The sequence below is a fragment of the Paenibacillus sp. FSL R5-0490 genome (assembly GCF_001956215.1).
Classification (GTDB): domain Bacteria; phylum Bacillota; class Bacilli; order Bacillales; family Cytobacillaceae; genus Cytobacillus.
Window position 1 is genome coordinate 1 of sequence record NZ_MRTQ01000023.1, and the last position, 18,473, is coordinate 18,473.

At 40.9% G+C, this 18,473-nt stretch carries 17 protein-coding genes; 2 read left to right on the plus strand and 15 right to left on the minus strand.

Features of this window, described 5'->3' with window-relative positions:
• Nucleotides 1-614 precede the first annotated feature (614 nt).
• The 11 genes from BK139_RS17890 to BK139_RS17940 form a co-directional block, all read right to left on the minus strand.
• On the minus strand, nucleotides 615-2,531 hold the full coding sequence (locus tag BK139_RS17890; RefSeq protein WP_076261475.1) for a stage V sporulation protein D: 1,917 nt from the start codon (nucleotides 2,529-2,531) through the stop codon (nucleotides 615-617).
• A 98-nt stretch (nucleotides 2,532-2,629) separates the two neighbouring features.
• A complete protein-coding gene (locus BK139_RS17895; protein WP_076261477.1) occupies nucleotides 2,630-4,852 on the minus strand; it encodes a penicillin-binding protein in 2,223 nt (740 codons plus the stop codon).
• Entirely contained in the window at nucleotides 4,852-5,217 is a 366-nt protein-coding gene (gene ftsL / locus BK139_RS17900) for a cell division protein FtsL (protein WP_076261479.1), read from the minus strand. Before ftsL ends, BK139_RS17895 begins: the two co-directional genes overlap by 1 nt.
• Before the next feature lie 34 nt (nucleotides 5,218-5,251).
• On the minus strand, nucleotides 5,252-6,184 hold the full coding sequence (gene rsmH / locus BK139_RS17905) for a 16S rRNA (cytosine(1402)-N(4))-methyltransferase RsmH (RefSeq protein ID WP_076261481.1): 933 nt from the start codon (nucleotides 6,182-6,184) through the stop codon (nucleotides 5,252-5,254).
• A gap of 111 nt (nucleotides 6,185-6,295) precedes the next feature.
• Nucleotides 6,296-6,727 (minus strand): division/cell wall cluster transcriptional repressor MraZ, encoded by a 432-nt coding sequence (gene mraZ, locus BK139_RS17910; RefSeq protein WP_009330903.1) that lies wholly within the window; start codon nucleotides 6,725-6,727, stop codon nucleotides 6,296-6,298.
• 277 nt (nucleotides 6,728-7,004) lie between these two features.
• Complete coding sequence (gene bshC, locus BK139_RS17915) at nucleotides 7,005-8,639, minus strand: bacillithiol biosynthesis cysteine-adding enzyme BshC (protein ID WP_076261483.1); 1,635 nt, start codon at nucleotides 8,637-8,639, stop codon at nucleotides 7,005-7,007.
• Between the two features lie 142 nt (nucleotides 8,640-8,781).
• A complete protein-coding gene (locus tag BK139_RS17920; RefSeq protein WP_311315724.1) occupies nucleotides 8,782-9,168 on the minus strand; it encodes a DUF3397 domain-containing protein in 387 nt (128 codons plus the stop codon).
• Nucleotides 9,169-9,178: 10 nt separating this feature from the next.
• Complete coding sequence (locus BK139_RS17925) at nucleotides 9,179-10,072, minus strand: 2-dehydropantoate 2-reductase (protein ID WP_076261487.1); 894 nt, start codon at nucleotides 10,070-10,072, stop codon at nucleotides 9,179-9,181.
• 183 nt (nucleotides 10,073-10,255) lie between these two features.
• Nucleotides 10,256-11,797 (minus strand): acyl-CoA carboxylase subunit beta, encoded by a 1,542-nt coding sequence (locus tag BK139_RS17930; RefSeq protein ID WP_076261489.1) that lies wholly within the window; start codon nucleotides 11,795-11,797, stop codon nucleotides 10,256-10,258.
• Nucleotides 11,798-12,166: 369 nt separating this feature from the next.
• On the minus strand, nucleotides 12,167-12,379 hold the full coding sequence (locus tag BK139_RS17935) for an acetyl-CoA carboxylase biotin carboxyl carrier protein subunit (protein WP_076261491.1): 213 nt from the start codon (nucleotides 12,377-12,379) through the stop codon (nucleotides 12,167-12,169).
• 15 nt (nucleotides 12,380-12,394) lie between these two features.
• The gene (locus BK139_RS17940; protein ID WP_076261493.1) at nucleotides 12,395-13,738 is read right to left on the minus strand and encodes an acetyl-CoA carboxylase biotin carboxylase subunit; all 1,344 of its coding nucleotides are present in this window, start codon (nucleotides 13,736-13,738) and stop codon (nucleotides 12,395-12,397) included.
• Between the two features lie 264 nt (nucleotides 13,739-14,002).
• Here BK139_RS17940 and BK139_RS17945 point away from each other — a divergent pair, with 264 nt between their 5' ends.
• Complete coding sequence (locus tag BK139_RS17945) at nucleotides 14,003-14,476, plus strand: N-acetyltransferase (RefSeq protein ID WP_035328746.1); 474 nt, start codon at nucleotides 14,003-14,005, stop codon at nucleotides 14,474-14,476.
• 78 nt (nucleotides 14,477-14,554) lie between these two features.
• On the opposite strand, the gene BK139_RS17950 is transcribed toward BK139_RS17945, so the two are convergent.
• The 4 genes from BK139_RS17950 to BK139_RS17965 all read right to left on the minus strand — a co-directional run bounded on the left by BK139_RS17950 (nucleotide 14,555) and on the right by BK139_RS17965 (nucleotide 17,006).
• Nucleotides 14,555-15,184 carry an RsfA family transcriptional regulator gene (locus BK139_RS17950; RefSeq protein WP_076261495.1) on the minus strand — a complete coding sequence of 210 codons (630 nt, stop codon included), beginning with the start codon at nucleotides 15,182-15,184 and terminating at the stop codon, nucleotides 14,555-14,557.
• Nucleotides 15,185-15,292: 108 nt separating this feature from the next.
• Complete coding sequence (locus tag BK139_RS17955) at nucleotides 15,293-16,051, minus strand: enoyl-CoA hydratase/isomerase family protein (protein ID WP_076261498.1); 759 nt, start codon at nucleotides 16,049-16,051, stop codon at nucleotides 15,293-15,295.
• A gap of 138 nt (nucleotides 16,052-16,189) precedes the next feature.
• Nucleotides 16,190-16,363: a 50S ribosomal protein L32 gene (rpmF, locus tag BK139_RS17960; protein ID WP_009791160.1), complete on the minus strand. Its 174-nt coding sequence runs from the start codon at nucleotides 16,361-16,363 to the stop codon at nucleotides 16,190-16,192.
• Nucleotides 16,364-16,481: 118 nt separating this feature from the next.
• Nucleotides 16,482-17,006: a YceD family protein gene (locus BK139_RS17965; protein ID WP_048011377.1), complete on the minus strand. Its 525-nt coding sequence runs from the start codon at nucleotides 17,004-17,006 to the stop codon at nucleotides 16,482-16,484.
• Nucleotides 17,007-17,235: 229 nt separating this feature from the next.
• Here BK139_RS17965 and BK139_RS17970 point away from each other — a divergent pair, with 229 nt between their 5' ends.
• Nucleotides 17,236-18,450, plus strand: coding sequence for a nucleotidyltransferase (locus tag BK139_RS17970; RefSeq protein ID WP_076261500.1), 1,215 nt, complete (start codon nucleotides 17,236-17,238; stop codon nucleotides 18,448-18,450).
• Nucleotides 18,451-18,473 lie beyond the last annotated feature (23 nt).

Consider the following 18,473-nt stretch of genomic DNA (forward strand, 5'->3'; position numbering starts at 1 on the left):
AAAGTGAAACTTCAATTAGTGGGGAGTGCTTTTTCCCCGCTAATTGTTAGTTGAACCAATCGGGCCTTTACGGGCAGTTTGACACCCGCTTAACTCAATTGATTCCTCTGAGTCTTGAAGTGGGGTCTTACTGCCCGTTAGACTGCGATAAAGTGAAACTTCAATCAGTGGGGGGTTTTCTTTTCCCCACTGATTGTTAGTTGAACCAATCGGGCCTTTACGGGCAGTTTGACACCCTTATCACCTTTGGTTCCGCTGAGTCTTGAAGTGGGGTCTTACTGCCCGTTAGACTGCGATAAAGTGAAACTTCAATTAGTGGGGAGTGCTTTTTCCCCGCTAATTGTTAGTTGAACCAATCGGGCCTTTACGGGCAGTTTGACCCCCTTATTATCTTTGGTTCCGCTGAGTCTTGAAGTGGGGTCTTACTCCCGTTAGACTGCGATAAATAAATATAATCAAAACAACATTCTAAATGATGGCGATATATATTGTACAGGATAATTGCTTTTTTAGCTATTTTATATATAGAAGAAGAACCCTGAAAGTATGTTACAGTTTCCTTACAAACAAAAAAAATTCAGGCGGCGCAGAGGAAGCCGCCCTCATTTCTTATCTTATTTATTATCAAAATACAGGCGGATCGTTGAACCTTCTTTTAACTTAATGCCCGGCTGAGGCGTTTGTTTTACCACCGTATCCCCTGTCCCGCTGGCATCAATTTTCAGGTTAAGATATAGTTCCCCAAGGTCTTTCTTTGTCATACCTACCATATCAGGAACCTCAATCATTGGGGAATCCATCCATGTCAGCTCTTTTTCAATTTGATTTTTGCGGGGCTTTACACCCATCGCCCGCAGGCTGTCCCCCATGATTTCTCCTACAATCGGAGCAGCTACAACACCCCCAAATTGAACGGTTCCTTTTGGATTATCCACAGCCACATACACGACGAGCTGAGGATCATCAGCAGGTGCAAACCCTATGAATGATACGATATGGTTATTTTCCAGGTACCTGCCATTTTGCGCTTTCTGTGCAGTCCCCGTTTTTCCCCCAACACGATATCCGTCAACGAACGCTTTTTTTCCTGATCCTTTTGCCACAACTGACTCAAGCGCTTTGCGGATTTCATCTGATGTTTCCTTTGAAATTACTTTTCTCTTTGCATCAGGCGATTTTTTCATCAAAACTTCACCTGTAGCCGGATTTATAAGCTCTTTTGCTATATAAGGCGTATATAATGTTCCGCCATTAACCGCAGCTGAAATGGCTGCTACCTGCTGAATCGGGGTAACGGAAACCCCCTGACCAAAAGCAGTGGTTGCCTGCTCGACTGGACCAACCCGATCGAGATTAAATAGAATCCCTTTCCCCTCGCCCTGAAGGTCGATGCCGGTCTTTTCGCCGAACCCGAAGTCGCGAATATATTTAAATAGAGACTCCTTGCCTAATCTCTCACCCAGCTCTACAAAGCCTGGGTTGCAGGAATTCTGTACTACTTCAAGATAAGTCTGACTGCCATGTCCACCCTTTTTCCAGCATCTCAGTCTGGCACCGCCCACTTCAACAGATCCCGGGTCGTGGAAATGATCCTTTTCCAAATTTACCTTTCCCTCTTCTAATGCAGCTGCCAGAGTAATGATTTTAAATGTGGAACCAGGCTCGTATGTACTCCATATCGGCAGATTGCGGTTGTAGATCTCCGGAGGAACATTTTTAAAATTCGCGGGGTCAAAATCCGGTCTGCTGGACATGGCAAGAACCTCTCCATTATTTGGATTCATGGCAATTGCGATTATTCCATCAGGGTTGTATTCCGCCTGAGCTATATCAAGCTCCCTTTCTACAATAGTCTGTATCTTTGAATCGATGGTAAGCTTTAAATCCATTCCATCAACCGGCGGCTTATAGTCATCCGCCATATCGTTCATCCGCTCTCCCTTTGCATTCGCATAAAACTTAACAGATCCCTTTTTCCCTTTTAACTTTTCATCATAATATAACTCAAGGCCCATAAGACCCTGATTATCAATTCCTGCAAACCCCAGAACATGCGATAGGTAATTACCGAAAGGATAATGGCGTTTTGAATCTTCACCAATGTATACTCCTTCGATACCCAATGCACGGATTTCTTTCGCTTTTTCATGGGAAATCTTTCTGCCTTGAGGAATTTTCACACTTGATGCCCTTTTGGTGATAAGCTCATAGGCTTTTTCTTTTGGCATATTCAGTACTGCAGCCAATTTCTCTGCAGCATCTGCAGGATCCTTGATTTGTCTGGGTACAACATAGACAGTTGGAGCACTGACATTAGTAGCCAGCGGAACACCATTTCTGTCAACGATTTCTCCTCTTTCCGGTTCGAAGGGGATATCTCTGCTCCAGAGCTCCTTTGCGCCATCTGTAAGCATATTCCCCAGAAAAAACTGAACATATCCCAGACGCAAATCAATTATAAAAAAGACGAGAATACCAACAAACAACGCTGCAGTCAGCCGTTTTCGAACGGTTACATTAGAAACACGCATGTACGGACGAACCTCCTTAAATTATAGCTCGTTCCAATATATGCTTGTACCAAAACGAATAGAACGCACTGCCGCACATCCGGCAGTACGTTCCCCATTTAATCAAGCACTGCTTCCTCTTCTTCTTGCTGCTCTTCTGATTTGAGGTTCTCCTCATTATATTTCTCAGCAGGGTGCTCAAGTTCGACTATTAAATAGTCACCTTCCCTAAGTACAGAACCGGCTTTCAGATTTTGTTTCATCACATACCCGCTTCCAACAGTATTAAGCTTTAAGTCAGCAAGCTTTGCCACCTTCATGACGTCCCTTAACGACCAGCCAGACATATCAGGCACTGTTAATTCACCATCTGTCTTTAAGATCACTCGTTCGCCTTCAAGCAAATTATACATATTGCCAGGGACCTGCCTTTGTACCTTGGTGCCCTTTCCCAGCACAATAGCTTCAAATCCGGATTTTTTCAATTGTGCCTTTGCTTCCTCAACTGTTTTTCCTTCCACTTCAGGCGCTTGTTCCGAATTTGCCTTTAGTTCTTTTGCCGGTTCTATATTTAAATATTGCAGACTGCTTTTCATTACCGGAGTAAAAATCTTAGCAACAGGTTCTGCACCATTTGTACTGAGGTCAATATCCGGCTGCTGGACCGCTACATAGATGATCAGTTCAGGATCATCTTTTGGCGCCATGCCTAAAAACGAGAAGATAAAATTTTCATGACCTGTTAAATATCCCCCGCCATTTGGATCGGGGATTTGGGCAGTCCCCGTTTTTCCCGCAACCTCATAGCCTTCGATATTATACCTTTTATACCCTGTTCCTTTTTCAGAAGAAACAACTGTTTCCAGGATATCCCTGGCTTTCTTTGCCGTTTCTGCAGATATGGGATTACCCTTCACCTTCGGCTTTGTTTTTTTCACGACTTCCTTTTTATCGCTATCAACAATACTGCTGATAACATGTGGCTGCATCATTTTGCCGTCATTCGCGATGGCGGTAGCTGCCTGTATCTGCTGAATAGGCGTAATGGCCGAACCTTGTCCGAATCCCGTAGTTACCTTATCAAGCGGCCACTCATAAGCGATCTTTCCGCCCGTTTCATTCGGCAGGTCAATCCCCGTCGGATTTTCAAAGCCGAACTTTGTTATATATTCCCTGTATTTTTCATACCCGAGCTTTTCTTTCACTATCTTCGCAAAAGCCACATTCGATGAACGCTGCACACCTTCAAGGTAAGTAATCGATCCCCAGCCGCGTCCCTGATTATGGTCTCGTATAGCCGGTGAATTTTCCGTCACTTTATAACTTCCTGATTTATACCATTCATTCGGATTAAACTCACCCTCCTCAATGGCAGCAGCCAAAGTAAAAATCTTCATGGTTGATCCGGGCTCAAATGAGTTTTCAATCACTTCATTATGCCAAGTGTCTTCGATGCCTTCCTTTGTTTTCGGATGAAAGGACGGTCTCTGTCCCATAGCCAAAATTTCACCTGTTTTAGCATCAGCGACTACCGCAACCATTTTTTTCGGCTTATACTCCTCGTCTACTTTATTCATAGAATCTTCGAGGAAGGTCTGGATCTTCTTATCGATCGTCAGATACACATCTTTGCCATTTTGAGCAGGCTGGATTTTTTGATCTCCATTAGGAAGCAGATAGCCCCATATATCACTTTCATAGCTGAATTTCCCATCTTTTCCTGTGAGCACCTTATTTAAGCTCTGCTCGAGGCCCAGCATCCCGACTGTATCGGTCTTATTTGTTTTTGATTTTTTCTTTTCAACATACCCGACTAAATGTGAGGCGAAGACTCCATTTGGATAAAACCGCTTGGAATCTGTTATGAAGGTAATCCCGGGCAATTTCATATCTTCTATTTCTCTTTTTGTCTTTAACGGAAGATCGCGGCCCTCTTTTCCAAATTCAACCTGGAATGGTTTTTCTCCATCTTTTGTTTTCTTTGTTAAAATCCTGTAAATCTCTGACTCTTCCAGGTCAATGGCTTTTGAAAGCGCCGCTGCTGTTTTTCCGGGGTCTTTCACATAATCAGGTTTCATGCTTTTGTCCAGGATTGCTACAAGCTTGTAAGAAATAGTATCCTCGGCAATGACTTCGCCATTTCGGTCATAAATGGTACCCCTTTTGGCCTGAATGGTCTTTTCGCGTTCATATTTCTGCTGAGCCTTAGCTGCAAGTGCGTGGCCTGCTGCCTCACCTGTTGCCTGAATAGAAACAAAGCGAAAAATTAATACAAAAAAGAGCAGGCTGAATATTAAAAATAATATCGCTGCTCCAAAATTGATATTTGGCTGTTTCTTCATTAATCTTCCACGACCTTGACATTATTTCCGCTGAATTTGAGACCCATTGCTTCAGCTTTCGCTTTAATGCGTTCGTATGTACTTAATTCACTCACTTGCATACTAAGATCTGTATTCACTTTGCTCTGCGTTTGGATTGCTTCTTCTGTTTGCTGAATTTCTTTGTTTACTTCGTAAATGGCCGCCTGATTTGAAACCATTTGCACTGCACCAAAACAAACAATGCCAGTGAAAGCAAGCCCCAGTATTTTCTCGCCGGGGGAAAGCCAGGACTTTTTTGTTTTTAATTTCTTTGGGGCCTGTACGGGCTGGGTTTGAACATCAAATTGTTTTTCTTCCTGTATTTTTCGGGCTAAATTGCTCATAATTCCCCTCCTGTAATTTATTTTCTCTATTCGATTAAAGCTTTTCTGCTATTCTCAGCTTTGCGGACCTTGCTCGATTATTATGTTCCAGCTCTTCCTCTGAAGGCAGAATCGGCTTTCTGTTAATTAACTTTAAGGTTGGCTTATATTCATCTGGAATAATCGGCAGGCCGGGAGGCAGATTCGGTGTTTCGCTGGCTTTTTTAAAGGCAGCTTTACAAATTCGGTCCTCCAGTGAGTGAAACGTAATTACGCTGATTCTTCCATTGGGATTTAATATGTCAATAGCCTGGTGCAGAGAATCTTCAAATACACCCAGTTCATCATTTACAGCTATTCTAATTGCCTGAAAAACACGCTTGGCGGGATGTCCGCCTTTTCGCCTGGCAGGTGCAGGAATGGCCTCTTTAATAATTTCTACCAGCTGGCCTGTTGTTTCTATCGGAGTAACTTCCCTGGCCGCTTCAATTTTCCTCGCAATTTGCTTTGAGAATTTCTCTTCTCCATATCTGAAGAAGATTTTCACAAGTTCACCATATTCCCAGCTGTTTACCACATCATAAGCGGAAATATCAGCACCGGTATCCATTCTCATATCAAGCGGGGCATCATTATGATAGCTGAATCCTCTTTCAGGTGTATCCAGCTGAGGTGAAGAAACGCCAAGATCATATAAAACACCATCCACTCTAGAAACACCAAGGTTTTCAAGCTCTTCCTGAAGATACTTGAAATTGCTTTTGATAATCGTGATTCTGTCGCCATATTCAGCCAGTTTTTCTTTTGCGTGTGCAATTGCTGTGTCATCCTGGTCAAATGCGTATAGCTTTCCTTTTGCAGACAGCTGGGAAAGAATTAATTTACTGTGGCCTGCTCCGCCCAGGGTACAATCCACATACACACCATCAGGATGGATGTTTAAGCCTTCTACTGTTTCTTTTAATAGTACTGTTGTATGTTCAAACATTGTTGAATGAATCCACCTTTCCAATCAGAGAAGCACAAGACGCGTTGTAAGCATCCGGAGCTAAACAAGTATCTTTGTTTCATGGGAAATTATATTACTAAAACATTCCCATTATATATCAAACCCAATCATATTTTCCGCAATATCAGCAAAAGATTCCTCTGATTCTGCAAAATAATCTTCCCAAAGATTTTTGCTCCATATCTCGATCCGATTGGAAACGCCCAGCACTACACATTCTTTTTCCAATTTTGCATATTGCAGAAGCGGGGAAGCAATATTTATTCTTCCTTGCTTATCTATTTCACATTCAGTGGCACCTGAAAAGAAAAAACGGGTAAATGCACGGGCATCTTTTTTAGTAAGCGGAAGTCCTTTTAATTTCTCTTCAAGCTGCCTCCACTCATCCATGGGGTAGCCAAACAAACATTGATCAAGGCCGCGTGTCAAAACAAATGTTTCACCCAGGTTATCACGAAACTTGGATGGCACGATGAGACGGCCTTTATTATCAACGTTATGATGGAACTCACCCATGAACATACCCACTGCACCCACTTTCTAACTCAAATGTACCACAATCCCCCACTTTCCTCCACATGTTTTTAATTATTCTACCACTACATTTAAAATCCTGCTTCCTATAAGGTATTCTTCCATTTTCCGTTCGTCTTTTTATTACATTTTCTTTAAACTCTTTACTGTTTTTACACAAGGTTTTTTAAAGGGGAAAACACAGGTGATAAAGAGGTTTCACCTTCTTTTTCATATAAAAAGGACCTTATCCAAATGGATAAGGCCCGAAGAATAATGGCGAATATTAAATTTTTATGACTTTGTGTGTCCCATCAAAATCAAACGAGATATGGAGTAATTCTTCAAGAAAATCTGTCCCATATTTATTAAGGTAATATAGAATATTCCACACTCTCTCCTGAGGAATGCCGCCCGGTCTCAGGGAGATTTCCGCTTTTTCATATTTTTTAATAACCACATCATATTTTTGCTGTATGGATTTCTGAATTTTATTCTCCATGAAATCTATTTGCTTCAATAACAGCTCTTCATTTTTCTTCAACAGTGGAAGAAGGGCACTAACATCTTTTAATGTAAGCTCTTCAATAAGCTCATAATTTTGTTTTAACTGATCTTTTGTTTTACGGAACTGGTCTTCTAAGCTTTCATTTTTAATACTCTTTAGATAAGCTTCCTTCACTGCTTCCGTTCCTGATACGAGCACAGACTGTAAATCAAGTCCTAATTCGTCCAAATCACTTTCTACAGACCGTTCTAAAAAGGTTATATTTAAACGCGGCATAATAGGAGGCATTTTCATCCCAAACCATTCAAATGCCATTTTAAGTTCAGCCCAATAGGCAATTTCACCAGGCCCGGCTATAAAGGCTAGAACCGGAAATAGGCATTCCTGAGTGATGGGTCTTGTCACCACATTATTGCTCAGTCTTTCTGGATGATTTTCAGCAATCTCCAGAAGCTCACTCATGGTAAACTCATGGAAGCACTCCTTCCCTGTAAATACCTTTTTCTCCTGATTGAACTCCAAAAGAACCCTTTCTTTATGCTTTTCATCATAATAGAACAGGTTGGCAGCATTTTCACTTAAATCAATGGCATTTGAAAATCCAGCATTCTCCAGGTTATGCTGCTGGATTTTCACACGGTTTGTGATTTCTTCAAAGCCTTTAATCTGGTTGCCAAAAATACTGCTTTCAAGCTGGCGGAGCCTTGGGTCACCGGAATCAACCAGAAGAAGCCCTGTTTCTTTAAATAAATGCATGATAATGCCGGCAAAGAAATCCACATAGGTTTTGGAATGCATAATTTTTTCTTCCAATACCAAAAGGAGATTTTTTGTATGTTCGGTCTCTCCAAAAGTTTCAATGATGTCTTCCACCCATGCCCTGCATTTTTCACGGTTCAAAGGGATATTTGATACCATTTTCTTCTCTAATACTTTTTCAGGGTAAGTCAATTTTTCCATTTTATTATTCTTCTCGATGAAAATGTGATTTACTTCCTGATAGTCATGATCCTCGCCCGCAATCCAGAAAACAGGTACAACGGGAATGCCCAGCTTACTTTCCTGCTGTTTTGCAAGATGAATGATTGAGATGATTTTATGTATAGTATAAAGAGGTCCCGTCAAAATCCCTGCCTGCTGTCCTCCGATAATCACTGCACTATTTTCTTGCTTAAGCTTATTTAGCGAGTCATGAACTGCCGGTGAAGAAGGAAAACGATCCATAAACTCTCCAATATATTGAGAAAGTTCATTCCTCATAAATGAACGGCCCTTCAGTTCAGCTACCCTTGCTTTATAATCAGAATCCGAATTATAACGATAGTGAAAAAACTGCATAAGTTCTTCTGTTTGTGCAATATAATCTGTTGCAAACCGGTTTGTTGCCGGTAATGAGAGATTAAGAATCTCCATTAATGAACTTCCTTTCTCATAGCTGATCATTTTGATTTTCATCTTATGAGTATAGCATTGTCTTAATTGAAAAGAAAAAAACTTTGCTTACCTAAATGCTTCAATTCTAAATGTTAAATCATCATGTTTATAAACCTGTTTATTAAGGTATGAAAACAACGGAAGTTACCCTTTGAACAAGACCGATTAGCATCAAGATAATATAAGCTGTTAAATAGAGCAGGAAATTAAATCTCCAGAATCCTTTGAATAAGATACGCATATTAATTTCATGCTTAATTCTCCAATGAATGATAATAAAAATGACAGCTGTAATGAGCAGGGATAGAATAATCATCCATAGAAAAGATTTATCCCAGATAACGATAATTAAATAGTGAACCGACAATATAAATAAAAAAGTGCTGACATCCAAGGCAATATGTACAGATTTTTTATGTTTTTTTGTAATTTGTTTGCTGATAATAAAAACAGCCAGGTACCCGAGCAGCGGTATGGTCACCAGTGTTGCAATCAGGCTTGAGAACACAGTGTTCAACTTATTTCCCCCTCTCCCTGCCTTTAATCTGACAATAAAGACTTTCTGTATACGGAGCAGACATTTTCTTCATTTCAGCTTCCTTGAGGATATAGCCTAAAATAGCATCTATCTCTGTTTCCCTGCCTTCTTCAATATCCTTAAGCATTGAGGATCTGTTCATCCCTGTTTCCTTACAGACACTTTTTACGTGGCTTAAAGCAGCTGCTTTATCAGTGATTTTTAATATGGCACTTACTTCCTCAAACAACTTTAAAAATAGCTGATAATAATATTTATTCGAAAGCAGTTCACCATTTCTAACACGGAGAACTGCAGTGAGAGGGTTTATCAGACAGTTGACGATTAATTTTTGAATTAGCATTTCCAGATGATCCTCGACGAAAATAAATGGAAAAAAGCAGGATGCCGAATCGGAAATTTTTTTCAAAAAATCCACATCACCCTTTAATGCTGCCACTTTTGTGACTCCTACCCCGGTATGCAGCACAGTATCAGATGCTGTCTTAAAAGCACCATGCTCAACACTGCCCACAAAAAGGTTATCAGCTTCCAGCATTTCTGCCCACCTCAAGTGCCCCATCCCATTTTGCAGAAACAAAAATGACCCGGATTTGCAAGCATCCTTCTTCAATAAATCTATTGTCAATTCAGGAATACTGTATTGCTTAACCGCAACGATTGTTAAATCCTCTTCCCCCTTCCATTCACTAAAATGGCATGCCTTAACGCGGGTATTGCTGCGGATTCCATTTCTCTCGATTGTAAGTCCATTTTTGCGCAGCTTATTCAGCTGAATGCTGTTTCTCACATAGATAAGCACATCATGATTTTCATTTAAGTAATGGGCAAACAGAAGGCCGACAGCGCCTCCTCCGATAATAGCTATTTTCATAACAGACTCCACCATTTTTACTTTTTAAACATATTTTAACAAAATAAGATAAATTCATGGGTAAAATGGAACATTTTTAACATGAAATCTAATAGTTATTTCTTAATTCCATTTTTCATCAGCTAAATCCTTTAAAAAAATCCCTTTTTCGAAAATCGAAAAAGGGATTTTTAATGATGAGTATTAAACCGGATAAACCGGATGTTTCCGGACACTGAATGTCAGTTCTTTAGTCTCATAAAGAGTAAATCGGTTAATTAAAACATTTCTTAAATCTGAAGGTGCAACAATATCGTCAACAATTAATTCAGAGGCTAGCTTGTAGATATCAATGGTTTCTTTATATTCCTGCTGTTTTTCCTGAACATACTTAATCTTTTCTTTTGGATCTTCAATCGCATTGATTTTATTGGAATAAACAGCATTTACAGCTGCCTCAGGTCCCATTACTGCAATTTGCGCTGTTGGCAATGCTATGCAGCAATCAGGCTCAAATGCCGGACCAGCCATTGCATACAATCCGGCTCCATATGCCTTTCTTACAACAACGGAGATTTTCGGAACTGTTGCAGAACTCATGGCAGCAATAAGCTTGGCACCATGACGGATAATTCCGGCTCTTTCAACCTTTGTCCCGATCATGAACCCAGGGACATCCGCCAGGAATAACAGCGGAATATGGAAAGCATCACAAAGCTGAATAAACTTCGCTGCTTTATCCGCAGAATCCACAAATAAAACGCCGCCTTTAACCTTTGGCTGGTTGGCGATAATTCCCACTTGCCTTCCGCCTATTCGGGCAAGTCCTGTGATTAGTTCCGCAGCAAAAAGCTTCTTAATTTCAAAAAAGCTGCCTTCATCAATTAAGGAATCAATACACTCATACATGTCAAATGGGGCATTTTGATTTTTTGGGATGATTTCTTCAAGCGCACGGCCGGATTTTGGCATGACGGCTTCCAGCTTCGCAGGTTTTTCTTTAAAGCTTGCCGGGAAATATGCCAAATACCTTCTTGCTGACTCAATAGCCTCTTCCTCACTATAAGCAAGGACATCACCACATCCGCTGACAGAACAATGCATGCGGGCGCCGCCCATTTCTTCCAGGGTTACCTTCTCCCCGATAACCTTTTCTGCCATCCTTGGTGATCCGAGATACATAGAAGCATTTTGATCTACCATTATAACAATATCACAAAATGCAGGTATATAAGCTCCGCCGGCAGCAGATGGTCCAAAAAGGAGGCAAATCTGCGGTATCATGCCTGAAAGCTTTACCTGGTTATAAAAAATTCTTCCTGCTCCGCGTCTATTCGGAAACATTTCAAGCTGATCGGTAATACGGGCACCGGCAGAGTCAACCAGGTATAGAATCGGAACTTTCAACTTCTCTGCTGTCTCCTGAATACGGATGATCTTTTCAACCGTCCTCGCACCCCAGGAGCCGGCTTTTACTGTTGAATCATTCGCCATTACGCAGACAGTCTGGCCGTTTATCTTTCCAACTGCAGTAACAACTCCATCTGCAGGAAGGTCATTTTCCTGGCAGTTCGCAAATTTTCCATCTTCTTCATAGAATCCGTCATCAAACAAAAGCTCTAGCCGTCTTCTTACAAATAGCTTGTTTTGTGCTTCGTTCTTTTCATGATATTTTGGATGTCCGCCCGCTTCTATTACCCGGCTTCTTTCCTGGAGCGTCTCAGTTAATGTCTTTGCAGTAGTCATTCCCATCCTCCTCAAATATAAAGTGAAACTTCAATCAGGGAGGCCTTATCCCCTGATTGTTAGTCGCGTTCTAGTGTCGCTAAGATCTCCGCTAGCGCTTCGATCAATCGACACTATGAACCCGATTGGTTCAACTAAGCCTCTGCCTGCGCGTCGGCAAGTTTCACTGTATCTCACCAATCGGGCCTTTACGGGCAGTTTGACCCCCACTTATCCTCCTTTGATTCCTCTGAATCTTGAAGTGGGGGGTCTTACTCCCGTTAGACTGCGATAAATTTCAAATTATAGCCAATAATCCGAATGGCAGATAGTTACACGGAACAGACGGGGCTTAGCAAGCAGCCTCATGCCTTGTGTGTCCCTGCCTGCTTACTCAAATACAACCAGCACATCGCCTTCGTTCACAAAATCTCCTATGCTGACCTTCACTTCAGCAACTTTCCCAGCAGTTTCGCTTTCGACCGGAATTTCCATTTTCATGGACTCAAGCATTAGTACTTCCTGTCCTGCATTAACCTCCTGGCCTGCTTCGACCAACACATTTAATACAGTACCTGCCATTGATGATGTAATTTCTTTCATTGTAATTTCCTCCTTTTAGTTAACGGCAAAAGCCTTCTGGGTTAGATAGGATGTAGAATAATTTCCATTACGGAAATCTTCGTCTTTTAAAATTTCTTTAAATAATGGGGCATTCGTTTTAATACCTTCAATTTTCAGTCCATCAAAGAATCGCAGTGCATTTTTGATTGCTTCATCCCTTGATTGGCCATAGATAATGCATTTTGCGATCATAGGATCATAAAATGGGCTGACTGCCGTATTTGAAGCATATCCGTAATCTACTCGTATTCCCGGAGAATCTGCCCATTCAAATTTTGACAATTTCCCAGGAGAAGGCATGAAGCTTACAGGATCCTCTGCATAAAGCCTAAATTCAATCGAATGGCCCTGCTGCTCTATATTGTTCTGTTCAAGAGGAAGCTTTTCCCCTCTCGCTGCAAGGAGCTGCCATTCGACAAGATCAAGTCCGGTTACTTGTTCAGTTACGGGATGCTCGACCTGAAGTCTTGTATTCATTTCAAGAAAATAAAAATTCTCCTGTTCATCTACAATGAACTCAATAGTACCGGCATTTTTATAATTGACTGCTCTGGCAGCCATCAAAGCTGTATCATACATCTTTTGCTTTGTTTGCTCTGAAAGGAAAGGAGATGGTGATTCCTCCACTACCTTCTGATGTCTCCTCTGTATAGAGCAATCTCTTTCAAATAAGTGGACGATATTCCCATGATGATCACCAAACACCTGTATTTCAATATGTCTGGCATTCTCTATATACTTTTCTATAAAAACCTCATCAGAACCAAAATAAGCTTTGGCACGGGCTTTGGTTGAGTCAAAGGACTTAGCGAGCGCTTGCTCATTTTCACAGCGCACCATACCAATTCCTCCGCCTCCACCGCTTGCCTTTAGCATAACTGGGTAACCCATATCATCAGCAAGCCTGCATGCTTCCTCGATGGTTGAGGTTCCCTCTCCGCTGCCCGGGACAACCGGCACTCCTGCTTCCTTCATGGTTTTGCGGGATACAATTTTATCCCCCATCAATTCAATCGTTTCCGGATCCGGTCCAATAAAAGCAATCCCTGCATCAATTACAGCTCTTGCAAAGCCGGCGTTTTCCGACAAAAAACCATATCCCGGATGAATTCCATCTGCCTTTTCCCTTTTGGCAATCTCTAGAATGGCATCTGTTTTTAAATAAGATTTATTGACAGGCGGTTCACCAATATGGAAAGCATATGTAGCTTCTTTAACAAATGGCAGGTCTTTATCTGCATCAGAATATATGGCAATAGTTTCAATTTCCATTTCACGGCAGGTTTTTATGATTCTTAAAGCAATTTCTCCCCTGTTGGCAATCAGAATTTTTCGCACAATCTGGCCCCTTTCTACTTGTATTAATCCTGCAATAATATATATTTCTACAATCTTCTGCTTATTTCCTGCTATATTTGTAAACGCTTTCTGATTTTTATAAAAAAACTAAAAATATATTAAGTTTTCCATATGTGCAGAATTTTTTGTTTACTTGTTATATAATAATAGACAAAGAAGAAACCTTTCAACTTTAAAGGAAGGTATTATAAAGCGTTTACATCCGCGGAATTCCTACACACCGATGGCTAAGGGGGAGATTTTATGAACTATAAGGTTGAAAAATTAAAGGTAAATTATAAAACTCTGGAAGAGTTTAAGAAATTTAAAGAGTATGGATTGCAGGAGCTTTCCATGCTTGAAGACCTTGAAGCTAATATTATCGAAAACGACAGCGAATCTCCATTTTATGGTATTTATTTCGGGGATAAGCTTGTTGCACGCATGAGCCTTTATCAAATCGAAGCAAGATTCGACCGCTATTTCGAACCTGCACAGGATTATTTAGAGCTATGGAAGCTTGAAGTTTTGCCTGACTATCAAAACAAAGGCTATGGGCAATCACTTGTAGAATTCGCAAAAGGATTTGGACTTCCTATTAAAACAAATCCGCGTGTGAAATCAAAGGCCTTCTGGGAGAAGATGGGATTTGAACCCGTTCATTATGATATGGAACGCGACCTGGGAGAGAATCCGCTTGCCTGGTTCCCTGCTGGTGTTAAAGAACAAACTCATTAAGCAGATGTCTTCTGCTATGAATGCATAGAAATAAGCGGACAAATTTCAGTCCGCTTATTTCTATTTATTTACAATCATCTATTTCTCAACCTTTTCAGGCTTTATTTCGGGATTTACAGTAAAATTCAAGTTTTTGTGGCGGCTGCCGTCCTTAAGCCCAACAAGCTTTCTTGCACTTTCCATAATCTCTACCAGTGCTTTGTAATCCTGTTCCAGCGTATTTAACTCTTTAATTAATTTCTCATTTTCCGCAGCCAGGTAGTACATTTGCTTCTCAAGCTCCTGAATGCGTTTCAAAGCACTGGGATCTTCTGCAGGTGCAGGTTTCTGAGCATTCTCATATAAGGCTTTCAGAAAGCCGACTAACTCATCAAACTCGATTTTCCTATTAATTTCCTGAACTGTGTTTTCGCTTTTTTCCGTCTTTTCCTCAGGAACTGCATGAAGATCATGTTCACTTCCAGCAGCCTGCGGGTTTTTCTTCATTTCTTTTCTCTGCTTTTTTGCCAATTCAATACCTGATTTATATTGTTTTCTTACATAAGAATTCCAGCGAAATCCGCAGGCAGCCGCGGTTCTGCTTAACTGTTTGCCAACTTCTTCAAATGCCTGAAGCTGAGTTCCTCCTTCACGTATATGACGGAGCACAACTTCTGCAAGAAGTAAATCTTCATCTTGAGACCAAGCATCCTGACGGGTTGAAGACATCAGCGTATCCCTCCTAGTGTTTTTCTTTATACATATGCCAATGCTAGAAAAGATAGACTGATATCATATTATAAATTGTAACTTTATTCATCCCCGCAAAGAAAACGCTTATGGCTTATTCAGGAAGCTGTCAACCTTGTTATGGTGTGCTTCTCCCTCCCATAAAACCGAACAGCGGCGCACTTCTTGGTCAATTCTCTCTTCTAAGCCTGCTTTCGCCCATTTATTTACAAGAAGATCTTTATAAGCTTCCAATACCTCACTCTCAAGTCTAATCATTCTTTCCAGAAAATGCAGACACCCATCGGTTGAATCGCCCTGAAAGACTGAATGTACGAAACCTAATTCTTTTAATTCCTCTTCAGTATATAATTTTGCTTCCATCAGCATTCTCATGGCATTGGCAGGAAGCATCTTTTCCATAATAATGGAACCGCCTCCCCAGCCGGTTGTTATGGCTAAAGTTCCCTGAATAAAACCTGCTTTTATTCCTGCTTTGGCAATTCGGTAATCACATGCAGCAGCCAGCTCACAGCCTCCGCCGACAGCTGTCCCATTCAATATGGCAATAGTTGGTGTACGCAAGAATAGTAATTTTTTTAAAAGAGCAGCCATTCTGCTTAGCATTCCAAAGGCTTCATTTTCTGTCTTTAAACTGTGAAAGGAAGATAGATCCCCTCCTGAGCAAAAAGCCTGGTCTCCCTCACCCGTAATCGCAAGCACCTTTACTGATTTCTTACCAGCCATATGAATTGCGGTCTCCAGGCCATCCATAACCTCATAGTTTATGGCATTTCTTTTTTCAGGCCTGTTAATCCTGAAAATTAACAGTCCATTCTCATATTCTTCAATTATGTAAGGCTTCATGGGTGCCTCCTTAAATTTTGATTAACTATTTCTAATATTAGCAAAAATATAGATAGGCATGTACTTATAATGATTAAATCGATGCTTTAAAACGACAAAAGCACAAGAACTAAGTTCTTGTGCTTTGTATCTAAAGGATTAGTCGTTAACTACTTCTTTTCCTTTGTAAGTTCCGCAAGCTTTGCAAACGCGGTGAGCAAGTTTCATTTCACCACAGTTTGGGCATTCCACCATACCAGGAACCTGTAATTTAAAATGGGTACGACGTTTTCTCTTCGCAGTTTTAGATGTTCTTCTAAAAGGTACAGCCATTCTTCCCACCTCCTTAAAGAGTATTAGAGGATGTCCATAGGAATTGGACAAACCCATTAAGAAAGTTATGAAGGCCAGAGCAAGCTGGTGTCTTCAAGTGCTTCTTGTTTTTCTTCCGTTATGAATCGGAAGAAGGATCATTCTGATCAAAAAATTGAGCAAGTCCGGCAAGACGAGGATCTACTTTATCCTGTTTATCCTGCTCATGAATGACCTCCCAATCCTTACCGGATTGTGGAGCTCCCTCTTCACTGCTGTCTTCGCAGAAAACTTGCATTGGGACTTCGAGTAAAAGGATCTCATGAAGGATCGGATTTAAATCAATCACATCCCCTTTTACCTGGTGAACTTCCTCTTCGGTCTCATAATCAGGACCTTTTAAGAGGAAAGTTTCAGTTGTTTCAACATTAATTGGATAATTTACGTCAACTAAAGTACGAGAACAAGGCAATATTAAATGACCCTTTATAGTTAAATGAAAGGTCACTTTGGCAGAATCGATATCCGCACGGCCAGTCACATGCATTGGTGATGCACCGCGTATTTCCGGATTCAATTTCATGACCTCATCAGCATTGACAGTTTCATCAATGGGAAAGTCCTTGCTTCGATATTTTTGTAACTGACTTAAAGTCCATTTCATACGAATCACCCCAAGGCAACAAAGGTAATTATAGCCTTCCTATAATTATTTGTCAATATTTTTTCTTTACACTATAATGTAGCTATTATCATACTATTGAAGGCTTCTTTAGTAAAAAGTTTTTTTGCGGGATTTAGAGATTTTGTTTACTTGGCAATGCGCTCCCGCTATTCTTTTAATACTTTTTCCAATACATATCTTTTTAAACCTTTTCGAGGAGTATGTCAATATGAAAGCAACAGGTGTAATTGTAGAATATAATCCTTTTCATAATGGCCATGCCTTCCATTTGGAGCAGGCCAAAAATATTTCAGGTGCAGAAACCATTATTGCGGTCATGAGCGGCAACTTTCTGCAGCGGGGAGAACCTGCGTTAGTTTCAAAATGGAAACGAGCAGAAATGGCACTAAAGGCGGGTGCAGATATTGTATTTGAACTTCCCTACCAGTTTGCTGTTCAGCAGGCAGATATTTTCGCAAGCGGAGCAGTATCCATTCTAGAAGCAGCCGGCTGCAGCAGCTTATGCTTCGGGAGTGAATCCGGCAATATGGAAAGCTTTCACCAAACGCTGTCATTTCTCGGAAAACATCATGCTGCCTACCAGGAAAAGCTCAGAGTACACCTTGGTGCAGGAGTCAGCTATCCAAAAGCAGCATCCTTGGCATTCCTTGATTTGAATCCTGAAAATGAATTGGTTGACCTTTCAAAACCGAATAACATTCTTGGCTTTCAATATTTAAATTCAGCCCGCAGGATCAATTCATCTATGCAGCTTTTTACAGTTGCAAGAAAAAGCGCAGGATATCATGACGAACAGTTTTCTTCTGAATCTATTGCAAGTGCCACAAGCATAAGAAAAGCACTTTTTGCCGGGAATGGAGAAATTGAAGCCATTCGCCAATATGTTCCGGAAACTACATATCAGGGTTTACTTCAATATAAAAAAGAGTATGGTGCGTTTAATCAATGGGAACAATACTGGTCATTTTTAAAATTCCGTCTGGTTCATCTGCAGCCGGAACAGTTAAGATGCATTTATGAAATGGAAGAAGGCCTGGAGCATAGGTTTTTATCAGCAGCAATTCAGGCAGAAAGCTTTCAGCAGTTCATGGAAAAGATTAAAACAAAGAGGTACACATGGACAAGACTTCAGCGGGCTTGTGTACATATCCTTACAAATACGGAAAAAACAGAGATGCCCAATAAAGCATCAAAAGCCGAATATCTTCGTCTTTTGGGGATGTCCAGGAATGGCAGGAGGTATTTAAACATGCATAAGTCTGACTTAAAGCTTCCGCTGATATCAAGAATTTCCTCAAATGCTGCACAACAGATGCATTTGGATATTAAAGCCTCCCGGGTATATGCAATGGGCATGGAGGCTGCTGAGGACCGGAGTCTTATGCAGCAGGAATTTAACCAGCCTCCTATTATGGTTGACTAAATTCTGTTCTGCCTTCCCTTTTC

What these genes read in the sequence shown, in the direction of transcription:
- BK139_RS17890 (WP_076261475.1), bottom strand. Translation starts at nt 2,531, where the DNA reads ATGCGTGTTTCTAATGTAACCGTTCGAAAACGGCTGACTGCAGCGTTG.
- BK139_RS17895 (WP_076261477.1), bottom strand. Translation starts at nt 4,852, where the DNA reads ATGAAGAAACAGCCAAATATCAATTTTGGAGCAGCGATATTATTTTTA.
- ftsL (WP_076261479.1), bottom strand. Translation starts at nt 5,217, where the DNA reads ATGAGCAATTTAGCCCGAAAAATACAGGAAGAAAAACAATTTGATGTT.
- rsmH (WP_076261481.1), bottom strand. Translation starts at nt 6,184, where the DNA reads ATGTTTGAACATACAACAGTACTATTAAAAGAAACAGTAGAAGGCTTA.
- mraZ (WP_009330903.1), bottom strand. Translation starts at nt 6,727, where the DNA reads ATGTTCATGGGTGAGTTCCATCATAACGTTGATAATAAAGGCCGTCTC.
- bshC (WP_076261483.1), bottom strand. Translation starts at nt 8,639, where the DNA reads ATGGAGATTCTTAATCTCTCATTACCGGCAACAAACCGGTTTGCAACA.
- BK139_RS17925 (WP_076261487.1), bottom strand. Translation starts at nt 10,072, where the DNA reads ATGAAAATAGCTATTATCGGAGGAGGCGCTGTCGGCCTTCTGTTTGCC.
- BK139_RS17930 (WP_076261489.1), bottom strand. Translation starts at nt 11,797, where the DNA reads ATGACTACTGCAAAGACATTAACTGAGACGCTCCAGGAAAGAAGCCGG.
- BK139_RS17935 (WP_076261491.1), bottom strand. Translation starts at nt 12,379, where the DNA reads ATGAAAGAAATTACATCATCAATGGCAGGTACTGTATTAAATGTGTTG.
- BK139_RS17945 (WP_035328746.1), top strand. Translation starts at nt 14,003, where the DNA reads ATGAACTATAAGGTTGAAAAATTAAAGGTAAATTATAAAACTCTGGAA.
- BK139_RS17950 (WP_076261495.1), bottom strand. Translation starts at nt 15,184, where the DNA reads ATGTCTTCAACCCGTCAGGATGCTTGGTCTCAAGATGAAGATTTACTT.
- BK139_RS17955 (WP_076261498.1), bottom strand. Translation starts at nt 16,051, where the DNA reads ATGAAGCCTTACATAATTGAAGAATATGAGAATGGACTGTTAATTTTC.
- rpmF (WP_009791160.1), bottom strand. Translation starts at nt 16,363, where the DNA reads ATGGCTGTACCTTTTAGAAGAACATCTAAAACTGCGAAGAGAAAACGT.
- BK139_RS17965 (WP_048011377.1), bottom strand. Translation starts at nt 17,006, where the DNA reads ATGAAATGGACTTTAAGTCAGTTACAAAAATATCGAAGCAAGGACTTT.
- BK139_RS17970 (WP_076261500.1), top strand. Translation starts at nt 17,236, where the DNA reads ATGAAAGCAACAGGTGTAATTGTAGAATATAATCCTTTTCATAATGGC.